The 13467-nt window shown below is 41.1% G+C and carries 8 protein-coding genes; 3 read left to right on the top strand and 5 right to left on the bottom strand.

The genetic code is table 11. The features are described 5' to 3' along the window. Positions 1–69: 69 nt before the first annotated feature. Genes AB4298_RS08555 through AB4298_RS08545 form a run of 3 tightly spaced genes read right to left on the bottom strand, consistent with a single transcriptional unit; the run spans position 70 to position 5086 of the window. Positions 70–2745 carry a beta-N-acetylhexosaminidase gene (locus AB4298_RS08555; protein ID WP_371986343.1) on the bottom strand — a complete coding sequence of 892 codons (2676 nt, stop codon included), beginning with the start codon at positions 2743–2745 and terminating at the stop codon, positions 70–72. Positions 2746–2770: 25 nt separating this feature from the next. Continuing rightward, entirely contained in the window at positions 2771–4258 is a 1488-nt protein-coding gene (locus AB4298_RS08550) for a methyl-accepting chemotaxis protein (RefSeq protein WP_371986342.1), read from the bottom strand. Beyond that, the gene (locus AB4298_RS08545) at positions 4259–5086 is read right to left on the bottom strand and encodes a transporter substrate-binding domain-containing protein (RefSeq protein ID WP_371986411.1); all 828 of its coding nucleotides are present in this window, start codon (positions 5084–5086) and stop codon (positions 4259–4261) included. It abuts the gene before it with no gap. A 511-nt stretch (positions 5087–5597) separates the two neighbouring features. On the opposite strand from AB4298_RS08545, the gene AB4298_RS08540 reads away from it, so the two are divergent. The 3 genes from AB4298_RS08540 to AB4298_RS08530 all read left to right on the top strand — a co-directional run bounded on the left by AB4298_RS08540 (position 5598) and on the right by AB4298_RS08530 (position 8917). Then, a complete protein-coding gene (locus tag AB4298_RS08540) occupies positions 5598–6491 on the top strand; it encodes a sulfite exporter TauE/SafE family protein (RefSeq protein ID WP_248997511.1) in 894 nt (297 codons plus the stop codon). An 88-nt stretch (positions 6492–6579) separates the two neighbouring features. Continuing rightward, on the top strand, positions 6580–7305 hold the full coding sequence (locus AB4298_RS08535; protein ID WP_371986341.1) for a SapC family protein: 726 nt from the start codon (positions 6580–6582) through the stop codon (positions 7303–7305). 82 nt (positions 7306–7387) lie between these two features. After that, on the top strand, positions 7388–8917 hold the full coding sequence (locus AB4298_RS08530; protein WP_371986340.1) for a tryptophan halogenase family protein: 1530 nt from the start codon (positions 7388–7390) through the stop codon (positions 8915–8917). Between the two features lie 4 nt (positions 8918–8921). Here AB4298_RS08530 and AB4298_RS08525 read toward each other — a convergent pair whose 3' ends face one another. Both AB4298_RS08525 and AB4298_RS08520 read right to left on the bottom strand, forming a co-directional pair. Further along, complete coding sequence (locus tag AB4298_RS08525) at positions 8922–10448, bottom strand: tryptophan halogenase family protein (protein WP_371986338.1); 1527 nt, start codon at positions 10446–10448, stop codon at positions 8922–8924. 146 nt (positions 10449–10594) lie between these two features. Then, positions 10595–13216: a TonB-dependent receptor gene (locus AB4298_RS08520; RefSeq protein ID WP_371986337.1), complete on the bottom strand. Its 2622-nt coding sequence runs from the start codon at positions 13214–13216 to the stop codon at positions 10595–10597. Positions 13217–13467: the final 251 nt, after the last annotated feature.

The raw sequence follows: 13467 nt of genomic DNA, 5'->3' as shown, positions 1-13467 counted from the left end.
TTTGGTACTGCTACATTCAAGCTTAGTTATTACTTACATATTTTGTAGATAACAACTGTTAGCCAATTGTTACTTAACAACTAATGTGCGGCCTTTACGATTACCGTCTGCAGCTATCACTCGAACTTCAACAGGCGCTGTAACAGTTACGCCCTCAGCATACGCTTGCCATTGCCCACCAGCTGACCGATATTCAATATCAAGCCCAGGGAAGATCACATTAGCAAACAGTTTACCGTCTTTTATAACAGCGCCTGGTGTTGGTACTCGGTAAGCAATATTAGCCTTATCAAGCTTTAATAGTTCTTTAGCGCCAAGAGTATTGGCTATACGATACCAGTCGTTGGCCTGCGCGGCACGCATCTCTTCAGTAAAGAAACCACTTTGCTGATTATAAACCGCACCTTGGTATTGATAGGGCACTTCCCAATTAGGCTTATGCCAAGCGCGCTCAGCAAGCATCATCACTCTAGGAAACATCATGTATTCAGCAACATCATCGCTACGCACCGTTTCACTCCAGAGCTGACCTTGAATACCGGCAAACTTCTCTGTTGCTTTTAGCGGGCCGCTGACCACGTTACCAGCTTCATCTTTTATTACTGTATCGTCAGCTTCAAAAGGTAAGTTTTCAATATCGGTCCACTGCTCTGCATTAGCCGGCAAGTTACCTGGCATAAAACTGTGGATTTTTTGCGAGTTAGTGTTTCGACTAGCCCAGTAATAGCCATGCTCTTTCGGGTCGGCCTCATAAGGGAAGTCAAAGTACAAGACTTCAGGCTGACCAAGTACGGCCTCCCAGCCTAGGTTTGCTTGCTGGTGAGCGCGTTTATGGCCGCCATGTGCTACAACATCCCAAATGTTTGACTGCACTTTCTTTGGCATGTTTTCTGGACGAGTATGACTCATGCCATCACTCCACCCAGCAGCTTCAATACCTTTGTTTGCCAATAGCTGGGAGGTTCTTTCGATAAAGTAAGCACCGAGCTCATCCATGCTCTTTACGTCTTTGTCATTATTGGCAATAAAGGCTTTACAGACAGGAGATTCAATCCATGCACCGGCAGTTTCATCGGCGCCAATATGGTAAAGATCTAATGGCACTCCAGCTTGTTTGTGTAGTGCTGCGATTTCATCAATCACCTTATCGATAAAGGTAAAAGTCGACTCCATACATACGTTCAATGTATTGTCGTTATAGTACTGAATCGATGAGTAAACCGTTTTATCATCACTATCAGATAATAGATATTGCTTTGCTTCTTCAGTTTTATCTGCCGCCATTAAGGTGCGGTATCTCGCTTCCATTGATTTAATTGCCGCTCTTGAATGCCCAGGCATATCCATTGATGGAATAACTTGTATTTGTCTGGCGTTAGCATATTGCAGAATTTCAATATAATCTGCTTTGCTATAGTAGCCATTGACCTTAGCATCGCTAAATGGACCACTACCTAACTGAGGTAATAAACAGGTATCTTCGCTTAAGTCATGACAACGCTTACTGCCAATGTCTGTTAATTCAGGTAAGCCATTAATTTCTAAGCGCCAGCCTTCGTCGTCAGCCATATGCAGATGCAATTTATTCAGCTTATATGCTGCCATCTGATCTAACAGGTCTAAAATTAACTGTTTGCTATGAAAGTTACGTGATACGTCCACATGCATGCCGCGAAAATCATAACGTGGCTCATCATCGATAAAAATAGGATTAACCGCTAATGTTTCTGTATTTACTAACGAAGCAATAGACGCAAGACCATAAGAGAAGCCGGCATCATCAGCTGCAAAAATTTGGATCCCCTCTGCTGAAATATCAAGATGATACTGACCAGCTGAGGTGCTAGTCGTTAATGGTAATAACTCGGTTTTCACTCCTTTAGCACTTTGCTTAACACCAATGCGAGCGAGTCTTTGCAATGCCGCGCTGACAGCGGTAGCCCCCACATCATTAAGCTCAACATTTAAACCTGCATCTAGTGATACAGGCAGCTCTCCGGCTTTCAGCTTAACCTTAGCCGGTGTCGGTAAAATGCTATTTTCAGCAAGGACTGCATCAACAGGTGTATTTAGATTATTGTTATAAAGCACCGAGCTTGTAGCCCACTCAAGCTTATCTGTCTCACGGCGTTTATACTGCGTTTCACTATTGGTATACGCATCCACATAAGGACGCACTTCCATACCCGTTTCAGCATCAACCGCTAGTTGCGTGCTACTAATAATGACAGGCTCTAGACCTTCAGCCGCAATATAATAATTTGGCATTCCGTCGATTTCAGATAATTGCCAAAGCTCACCGCGGAACTGAATAGTCGTTTTCTCGCCTTTTTTAAGCCCTTTAAAGCCTGCAGCAGGAGTGATTTTATGCAAGTCACCTTGCACACGAGTTATATCAAACTCGTCACCGACGATGCTCTGTATTGGACGCATTTGCGAATAATAAATCGACCAGTCTTTATTATTGATATCAATTGCAGAAGTTAAATCTATTTCAGCTAAGAAGCAGCGGCCATTGCCCACTTCTTTATCACAGTTCTCATCAGGCACATTTGTCACCACGCGATAGCGGATCTCTAATGTATGACCTATTTTATCGAGAACTGACTGCGTGAGTTGAGTGGTTGCGCTGGCAGCTTGAGAGCTCACAGTTACAGGGGATATTTGTTCATCTGCAGCCTGTTTTGAACAAGCTGTGGTTGCCATTGCAACCGCTACCGCTGCTACTATCAATTTAATCTTCATGACTTTCCTTATTCTATATTCTTATTTATAAGCGGAACGATTTAACAAGATCTCGTAACTTCTCCCCCTGTAGAAATAAACGATCACTCGATTGAGCTAGTCTTTCACTATCTGTAGATGCTGAACCTGATGAAGTAACTAACTGATTAAGAGTCATCGATATGCTTGAAGTCACTTCTGTTTGCTCTTTAGCAGCAGCTGAAACGTCTAGGTTCATATTACTTATGTTTGACACAATTTCAGAAACTTTAGTTAATAAGCACTTGATTTCGGTTGAATGCGTTACTGCATCGTCTGATAAACTTTTGCTAGAATGCATAGCATTTACAGTCTCTTTTACACTGCGCTGCACCATTTGAATCATCTTTTGGATCTCGCCAGTTGCCTGCTGGGTTCGGCTAGCTAACGTTCTCACTTCATCGGCAACAACAGCAAAGCCTCGCCCTTGCTCACCAGCGCGAGCAGCCTCAATGGCCGCATTAAGCGCTAACAGATTAGTTTGCTCAGCAATAGCATTGATCACCACCACAACTTCATCAATTTTCTGGGTTTCTTGTTGTAATTGTTCAACTGATTTTGCTGATAGGGTTAACTCTTGAGCAAGACTTTCACTCAAGGCAAGTCCGGAGTCAAATTCACTATAACTATGTTCAACCTTTCTATCCGCATCCGTCGCGGCATCAGCCGTTGCTCCAGCATATGCAGCAACATCATTAGCGCGACTGTTAAGCTGAGTCATTGCTGTTACTGCTGCTTCAGCATCGATTAATTGTGACTGCACACGTTGATTGTTAACACTGGATAATGTCCCTAACGCTTCTGCATCAATAAGTATTTGCTGAGATGTTTCACTCACTTTGCTAATGCTTAGATGAATTTGACTGACAAATTGATTAAAAGAAGCCGCCAGTCGGCCAACTTCATCTTGGCTTTCAACCGGCAATTTATGACTTAAGTCTCCATCGCCACAGGCAATCTCATCCATAGCGTGAACAATATGCGTTAATGGTGTTGTCACAAGTACTTTTAAGATCACGTAAATTGCACCAATACTAAGTAACAAAATCATTGCAGCCATAAGCAAATACGTAATCAATAAGTCAGTTAACGCTGATTGGATAGGTTGCTGCGAATAAGCAATATTCATTTGTCCAGTTGCTTGCCCATTATGACTAAAGCTCAATTGATGCTTAGTGAGATCTGATTCAGCAATCTTTTCGCTCTGGCCAGCAGAACCTATATCTTGCCCACGATGATCTTGCAGCCCAATAGAATAAATTTGTGGCGATTTAAGCAAAGTCGATAGTACCGCATCTATTTGCTCGAAATCATAATTGAATATAGGTTGGGCCAAGGTGACTTCCAGGTTTGCTAGAGAATTAGTCTGATAATCAACAAACTGCTGTTGTAGGCGACTTTTCTCTAACCAATACGCTCCGCTGAATAAAATACTGACCACTACAAACAGCGCGCAAGCTAAACAGATCTGGACCTTTAATGATAAAGACTTCATTTAATTGACTCCCTCAATATCAAATAAATCCAACCATAATTCAGGTCGATTAACAGGTGTTAGGTGATGTAACCCCGGAGTATCGAGTCTAATAATGACCCGTTGGTCAAACTTAGCCTTGGCGTATAATTCATCAATTTTAAAATACTGATTGTACATAGAGTCGAAGCTACCATCTGCCACCATAGACTCTAATCCTTGCTGTAAGTCTTGAGCTAATTGTGGTTGTTCGGGTGATACAAAATAATAAGCAGGCGAACGATATTGCAATAACACACGCTCATCGATTTTTAATGCGGGATCAGGGTGTTTATCTAACTCTTCCCAAATTTCTTGGGCACCTAAGGCTAGGTAATCAAAACGACCACCTTCTAGCATTGGATATAGATTTTTATACTTATAGCTAGTCACTATAGGAAGGTTAGCGGCCTTAATGATATCGACATCGGGCCAGTAGTGGTTTTGACCTGCGGTAAACTGCGAAAAATCTGATTTTGAATCTACCTGATTAAATTGCTGCTGGGATTGCTGGCGGATAATAAGCAAGCGATTGCCTAGTAAGCCTTTAAATATAGGGATCCTGATCGGTAGGAGTTGCTCTTCAAGTGGCAAAGAGGTCATGCTCCAAAATACATCGACATTACCTGCTAGCGACTCTTCAACTTTACGCTTTTGATTCATATCTGTCGAAAGCTGGCGCAACTGATATTGACTATTGACACGAATTAACGCGGTATTCATTAGCTGTAGTTGCCAACTTTCTGGAATAGTTGTGGTGACCGTTTTCGCAACAACGTATTGGCTTACCACGATAGTAGAAGTAAGCATTAGTGCTAGATAAAAACGTGTTTTAATCACTTTAAGTACTCCATTCAAAACCTGACTAAAGATTGAATCAAATAACTTACTGCATCAGGTAACAACCGCGCCTAATTTAAAATTTTTTCGTCTTTAAAAAAATGGCCGAGTGTAATCAAACACTCGGCCCACAATAGTTTCTGGGGAGAGACTATATAGGAGTAACAAACATATTCGTTTGCTCAAAGGCATAAAGCAGGAGACCTCATCCTCTTCATGCAGACCTTACAAACAACATGTCACACAAGCAGATGACAACGCTGTCATTTGTGAACATACACAAACCAGAACAATATATCTACATTTTTTTGACATTTAAATGTGGTTATTTTTATGCCAAGGGCATTTTTAAGTTAATCAGTCATTCCTTAATAAAAGAGTTGAAACCAAAAATATGACAACGCTGTCAAATATTGATAACATCGCATTAGCTTTTAGCGTGATTAATAGGCAGCGATAAAAAGAATAAACTGGATATCTAATGAATGAGCTGACAAAAAATAGAATCGTTCGCAACTTATGGTCTATCCCTATTTTTTTGGGTTTAGTGGCCCTTTGGTCAAAATTAGTATTGCAATCACCCAACTCATTTGCACTTATTCAAGATTATCTTCACTATATTTTTCTAGGAATAACTGGCGCTATATTTGCCAACTCAACGGGAGCTGGCGGCGGGGTTATTTTCATCCCTGTTTTCAATAGTCTCAACTTAACAAACGAGCAAAGTATCTCTACATCCTTTGCTATACAGTGCTTTGGCATGACAACTGGTGCTGTCGCCTGGTTTAGTTACTACCTACAAAATAAAAAGCACAGTTGGACACAACTGCCGTTATTGTTATTGCTGTTAACACCTTTATCTGTTGCGGGCCTATGGACGATAGAATCATTAATGATCCCGCCGTTAGCTAATCTAGAATATTCATTTAGCTTATTTTCAATTCTGCTCGGTATTACGCTAATTTATAGCCATTCCAAGTTAAATAAGTCATTAACGCCAATACGTCATCAAGTAGAGCTAACTGATTTTATTGCACTTGGTTGCATCAGTTATTTAGGTGGGATGATCACTGCTTGGCTTTCTGTCGGTGTTGGCGAACTAATAGTGATTTACCTGTTGTTAAGAAAAGTAGAGCCTACTTTAGCCGTAGCAACGGGGGTCATTGTCACAGCTATAACAGTGTGGACAACGGCAGGAATACACTTATCAGCTGATAGCGATACCAACTTTAATATTGTCACATTTGCAGGGCCAGGAGCCATCATCGGCGCATTAATAGCTAAGAAACTCGCGCTGTTTCTGCCGATAGATAAACTCAAGCTATTCTTTGCAGCTTGGATAATTGTTTCTGGTACAGCAATGTTAGTTATGTAATAAGAATGGCCAAATGCCTTAATCTGTAACCGACAAATAGTAAACCGATAAGCACTTAATAAATAATAACTAAAGGTTAAAAATCAGTATGACTAATATCGTTCCACTTAACTCAGATTCCCATCAAAATATATGTATCACAGAATCGAAGGACTACCGCCGTTTTGCCAATGAGCAACTTATTCCGGTAGTGTTTCATGAGTTTCACCACCTAGCCTCCGAATTCCCTCTAGTTTTTGTAAAGAATACAGAAACCGGACAATTTATTCCCGTGGCTATGATGGGGGTTAAACAAGGCTTAAACCTCTACAGCCAAGATACAAATTGGCCAGCGAGTGTCAATCCACGCGGCTTTAATAATGCCCCATTGTCGCTAGTCAAAACCAGCCAAGATAATGATAACGTGCTTGTTTGTATTGATACTTCGAGCCCGTTAGTCACAACGACAACTGAAGGCTCACACCCTTTATTCGATAGTCAAAAAGAACAAACAGATTATCTTAAAAAACGAACTCAAGCTTTACTTGAAATGGCTGAGTTTAACGAGCAAACCAATAATGTTTGTCAGTTATTAGCATCTAAAAACCTATTTACTAGTAAACAGCTAACGGTCAAGCTTACCCAGAGTGAGCAACCAATCAAAATCGATGGCGTTTATGTTATCGACGAGCAGGCTCTAAACCAGTTAAGCGATGAAGAGTTTCTGTCATTAAAAGCTAACGGATTGCTGCCTTTAATCTACGCCCATCTAGTATCACTGCAGCAAATATCACGCCTAATAGAGCTGCAAAATCAATATGATTTAAGCCACTAATTATGTATCTAAGTCTGCCGAAGATAAGTGTGAGTTAACATCAACGGCAGCTTACTTTTCTCTACTAAAGGCAGATTTAACTATGATCACCACTCCTCCTAAAGAAATCATCATTGTTGGTGGTGGCACTGCTGGCTGGATGAGCGCAAGTTTACTTCAGCATGCATGGGGTCATTTAGGCTGCAAAATTACTGTACTGGATTCAGTGGAGATCCCTAAAATTGGCGTAGGTGAAGGCTCAACTCCGGCATTAAAACGTTTTTTTGAAACTCTTGCTATTGATGAGTCAGAATGGATGCCAAAGTGCAATGCCACATATAAATGCGGTATTAGCTTTCCAAATTGGGCATCAAACTCATCAAAAAATAGTTATTTCCACCCTTTTTACTCCAACATTGATCTTAAAACAGGTAAAGCATTTATCCATAATACAGATTTAAGACGCCAAGGCTTCTTAGTTGATGAACATCCAGATAATTATTGGCTACAGAGTTTTCTTGCTAAGGAGAATCGCTCTCCGAAAACGAATATTCAACTAAATGGTGTTATGGAATACGGCTATCATTTTGACTCAGCTTTATTAGGAGAATACCTGAAAAACAGAGCTAAAAATTTGGGTGTGGGGCATCTATCCGATACTGTGACCCAAGTAAATATGAGTAGCTGTAACCAGATAAAACAGCTATTAACAGCATCAGGACGGAAGCTTGAATCTGAGTTATTTATCGACTGCACAGGTTTTAGTGCATTATTGATAGGAAAAACGTTAAACACAGCTTATAAAAGCTATGCTGACGGCTTACTAAACGACTCGGCTATCGCAATTCCATCATCTATTGATTGTTCTAAACCAATCCCACCATTTACAGAGTCTGCCGCGTTGACAGCTGGCTGGGCTTGGAAGATCCCCCTAAGCAGTCGCTACGGGAATGGTTATGTTTATTCATCTAAACATATTAGTCCTGAAGATGCCGAAGCAGAACTTAGAGCTCATGTCGGTGTAAGTTGTGAGGGAATGCCTGCAAAACATTTATCAATGCGTTTAGGCCGAGTAGAAAAGCATTGGAACGAAAATGTGTTAGCTGTGGGTCTTTCTCAAGGCTTTATTGAACCACTTGAAGCAACAGCGCTAATGTCAGTGCAATTTACTTTAGAGGAATTTATTAACAGCTACTCTCGCAACTACCAGAGTCAGCAAAACCTCTTCAACAATAAAGTGAATAGCATACTCGATGCCATTAAAGATTATATTCAAGCACACTACTTTTTAAATACTCGTACCGATAGCCAGTATTGGTCTGATGCCCGCAATATCGACAATTGCTCAAGTAAGCTTAAGCAAATTATCGACGTATGGGATCACCCTACTGGAGATCTTGAGCAAGTACTAACCAATACCAATAGCCTTGCAGCATACCTGACTCCAAGTTGGTACTGCTTACTCGCCGGAAAAGGACGCTTTAATCAAGTAGCGATGAAACCTTTAGCAAATGAAAAGGCCGTTAGTATCGAGAGCATTAAGCATTACTTCAATACTGTCACTCAACACTTTCCGCTCCATAAACAACAGTTACAAGCCCTTTATGGGCAGAAATGGGAAAAGCCTAGCTGAACGATTAAATCGTTTGGAGCCCATATTGTTTTATTTTCTCTAATAACTCTCTTTGCGGTGGTAGATTAGCCACCAACTGAGCCGAGATATTATCAAGTCTATGCTGATAATCATTGGGCATTTGCATCTCAGTGTTTGATACAAATTCAGCTTTAGTTGGAAAATGCATTCCATAAAGCACATAGAGGTAGTTTTCTAAATCAAAAACTTCAAACTTACTAAAGAAGTCCTCTTTATTAGGTACAAAGTTTTGCCAAAGTGCTAAGCGCTGCAAAAGTTCATCTGACATTGTGCCAGTATCACGATTGTCTATCCAAAACTTTGAGTCAGAGCGGTCCGATAGACAGTAATGCATTTTAATAAAATCAACGACCCGCTCCCATGCGTAACTCATTACATGATTGTAGCGTTGACTCATACTCGGTAGATCCTCTACTGACTTAGGAAACCGGCTCGCTAAATAACTTGCAGCAAAATCTGTCAACAAAATCGATGTTGCCTCTAAAGGCTCCAAAAAACCTTGGGCGAGTCCCAACGCAACGCAGTTTTTCTCCCACGAACGCTCTCGGTAACCGACCGTCATCGGAATAGTTCTGAACTGATGTTCAGCTAACTTACCATTTAAATATGTATCTAATTTACTAACAGCAGTTTCATCATCCATGTATTTAGAGCTATAGACAAAGCCAATGCCTCGGCGATTGCTTAGAGCTATATCCCAGATCCAGCCTGCCTGATGTGCGGTTGAAATCGTAAAAGGAGGGATAACGTCATTAGGTGAAGTAGGTACTTGCACTACAACCGCTTTATCGACAAATAATTGATCCGCCTTATCAATAAAAGGCACCTTAAGTGCTTTATCTATCATTAAGGAAGCAAAACCACTGCAATCAATATAAAAGTCAAAATCTAATCTGCCTTTGGTATCTGTGATAAGCGACTCAATCTCACCACTTTCTGCCAATATCACCTCTTCCACATTTGCGGTTATATGCTCAACTCTAAAACGTTCTTTTGCGTTTTCAGCTAATAGCTCAGCAAACTTTGCAGCATTAAGGTGATAGGCATAGCCCAAAGCACCTGCATACTCAGGATCACTGATACTTTTGGGCGCTTTATAAGCCTCACAGACAGCATGTTGAGGTGACACAGTTCCAGCATAGGCAACGTGTTTTTTAGCTAACCACTTTTGTGTCAGCGCCTCTCCCATTGCAGATGGCATATCAAAAAGGTGGTGATAGAAGTTATTCTCGCCATGAGCGCTTTTATCTAACCAATTCACAAATTTTATCGACTGTTTAAAGGTTGCATCGCAACGCTTAATAAACTCTGTTTCGCTGATCCCAAAACGTTTTAATGACTTACGGATTGCAGGAACTGTACCCTCCCCCACTCCTATAGTTGGAATATCTGCAGACTCAATTAAAGTGACAGATAACGATTTATGTGCCATTGCTGTTAGGCCTAAATGATTTGCAGCTAACCAGCCCGCTGTGCCTCCGCCAACAATAGCTACCCTTTGAATATCCATAGCCGCCCTCTTATATTTATGCTGAAAAAGAGTCTTAATCTAATAAGTTATCTCCGAAGAGACCGAGTTTGAAAAAAATATGATGTTAAATGTTTAATAAAAAGCCCAGCAAATGCTGGGCTTTAGTTACAACTATATTATTTATATTAGAAGCGGAATGCTACGCCAACTTTGTAACGTGCTTCACCTTCAAAGCTCCATACAGGGTAGTCAGCTTTGAACTCTGGGATAACTTCAGCATCAAGCGGGGCAACACCAGTTTGCACACTATCTTCCTCTGTTAGGTTAACAGCTTCGAAAGTTAGGTCCATCCACTCTGTAACACTGTATGTAGCGCTAAGATCAAGTGTTCCATAATCTTCGTGCTGGCGGTTACCGTAGAAGCCTGGTAGTTCACGCATCATGTACTCACTGCGCCAGTTATAAGCTAGACGCGCAGAGAATGATTCCATTTCGTAGTAACCCACTAAGTTAACTGTGTGCTTTGAAGAATCAGAGAACACGCCAACTTGGTCTGGGTAGTTTTCAGCTGGTGAGCCAGCATCTGCGTACGTATAGTTAGCAGAGTAACCTAAACCATTTTCAAATGAATCTTGAAGCTGTAATTCCACACCTTCAATACGACCGCCAGTAGCGTTATACTTTTCACTTACAGTCCAGCAATCGTATACGCCTACACCACATGCACTGCCGCCTTGAGCGATAAGGTCATTATCATCAATACCAATCTGTTGGTTAAGCTTTTGACGAGTAGAGATGAAAGAGTTTACGTCTTTAATAAAGTAAGTTACTGCTGCAAGACCTTCACCACCAAAGTACCATTCTAAGCTCACATCAGCTTGAGTAGCTTTGAATGGAGCAAGTGATACAGAGCCGCGGTTTAGCTTTTCGTTACCTGGAGTACCGTCATTCAAACCTGGAAGTGTTGAAGTCGCGAATAACTCTGAGTAGTTAGGACGAGAAATAACCTGCGCCGCAGAAGTACGTAGAATAAGGTCTGAAGTTAAGTCAAATGCAACGTTCACACTAGGAAGTACATCGCTATAGCTTGACTTAGCTGTGCTTAAGTTGTCAGCGAACTGACCTGTATCACTCAGCTCATAGTAATCAGACTCAACGTCGGTTGAGATATAACGCAGACCAAAGTTACCGCGAATACCTTCAGACTCAAAGCTAGCCATTGCATATAGTGCAAGGTTCTTTTCATTCAATGTACCGTAACCAGACTTATCGCGCTCGAAACCTGTAATAGCGGCATTTGCGTCTGCAATCATTGCATCAAAATCTGGCTTAGGTAAGGTAAAGCCAGCACCTGATGACATAGTTCCATTGTAGTAATGTGAAGCATCACGTACTGCAATATCACCTACAGTTGCAATATCAGTTTGCTGAGTTACATCGTGGTCAGCATAACGAATACCGGTTTTAAATGAGCTAATTGCACCTAAATCGACCGGAATAGTAAAGTCTAGTTGAGCATATGTTTCTTCATCAGTATTAGGCTGTTTCTTTAGTGCCCAAGCTGCAGTAGAAAGCTGGCCGTTAAAATCTTCAGCACCAAAGTTTTGCTTAGCTATATCGATATCAATAATCTTACCAGTCGCATCATAGTGACCAGCAAAATCACCAGGTTGACCGATTGAGTTACCATAGTTAGAAGTTAAGCTAGTACCACCATCAGATTTAGTGTTACCAACACGGCCTTCTACTGTAAAGTTTTCAGCTTCGAAGTTGAAATCAAAATCGATAGTATCCGAAGTCATTTCTGCTTCACGAGCCCATGTTTGAGCCCAAGCAAATCCGCCTTCGCCAGTATGAGTAATGTCAGTACAAACACCAGCTGCATTTGTCTGATTACAAGTATTAACACCCTGCTGTGTAGGGAATAAGAAAATAGAAGTGTTAGCGTTGTTTGCTTTAAGATCTAGTGCTGTATACGTTAAACCAAACTCTAGCGCGTCAGTTGGACGGTACTGAGCAGCAACGTTAAATGCTGTACGTTCACGGTCTTGTTGGAAAGTAGATGGAACAATTTCTCCCCAACCGAGTAAGGTTTCAATACCATTACGCTGATATTCAGTTTGTGAACCTGCACCAGAAACTAAAATACCGAAGTTTTCATCTTCGTTTTTCCAGCTATAAAGGCCAGATAGCTCAGGATCTATCTCTTCAGAAATTGTACCGTAATCGCCTTTAGCGCTAACGAAAGCTGTATTAGCATCAAGATCTAGCGGCTTACGTGTTTTAACGATAACCGTACCGCCAATACCACCTTCAGTGATATCAGCTTGTGATGACTTATAAACTTCGATGCCACTTACTAACTGAGGCGGAAGTAACGAGTAGTTAAAACTACGGTCAATGGCTTGCTGATCAAACCAACCTGTAGATGCAACAGCATGTCCATTAAGTAAAGTACGAGTCAGCTGGCTTGAAGCACCACGAATCGAAACCTGCTGGCCTTGACCAAACTGGCGGTTTACAGCAACACCTGGAATACGACCTAGTGACTCACCCACGTCGCCATCAGGAAACTTACCAATATCTTCAGCTGTTACAGCATCAACAACTGAGTCAGAGAATCTCTTTGCATTAACTGAAGCTTTCATTGACGCTCGCATACCGCGAACTTCAATTTTTTCAATGTTTTCATCTGCTGTTACTTTCGTATCAGCGTCTGCCGCCATGGCTGAAACAGAAACTGCTCCACTCATTAGTAGCGCGATATTTGTTGCTAGAACACTTTTCTTAAAGGTAGATGGTCGCATCTCGTTTTCCCTTCCATAACTTATTATCTTTTTTTATATCCATAACCATTCCAGAATCGGAATGACAACGCTGTCATGTCTAGTGCAAACATTACACAATTATTAACAGCTGCGCCACAACAAAATAACCAACAGGTTAATTTTGCCCACCAAGAATAACAGGCGTGTATTTTTTCAATATTAATTATCATTAAAATACAGTGAGTTAAATATAGAGGTGAATTGTAACGAACAAGTAGACTTTTTTTCTA

The sequence above is a fragment of the Shewanella sp. 10N.261.52.F9 genome (assembly GCF_041471165.1).
GTDB lineage: Bacteria > Pseudomonadota > Gammaproteobacteria > Enterobacterales > Shewanellaceae > Shewanella > Shewanella marinintestina.
Note: the sequence above shows the minus strand (reverse complement) of the source record. Positions and strands in the feature narration are given on the sequence as shown.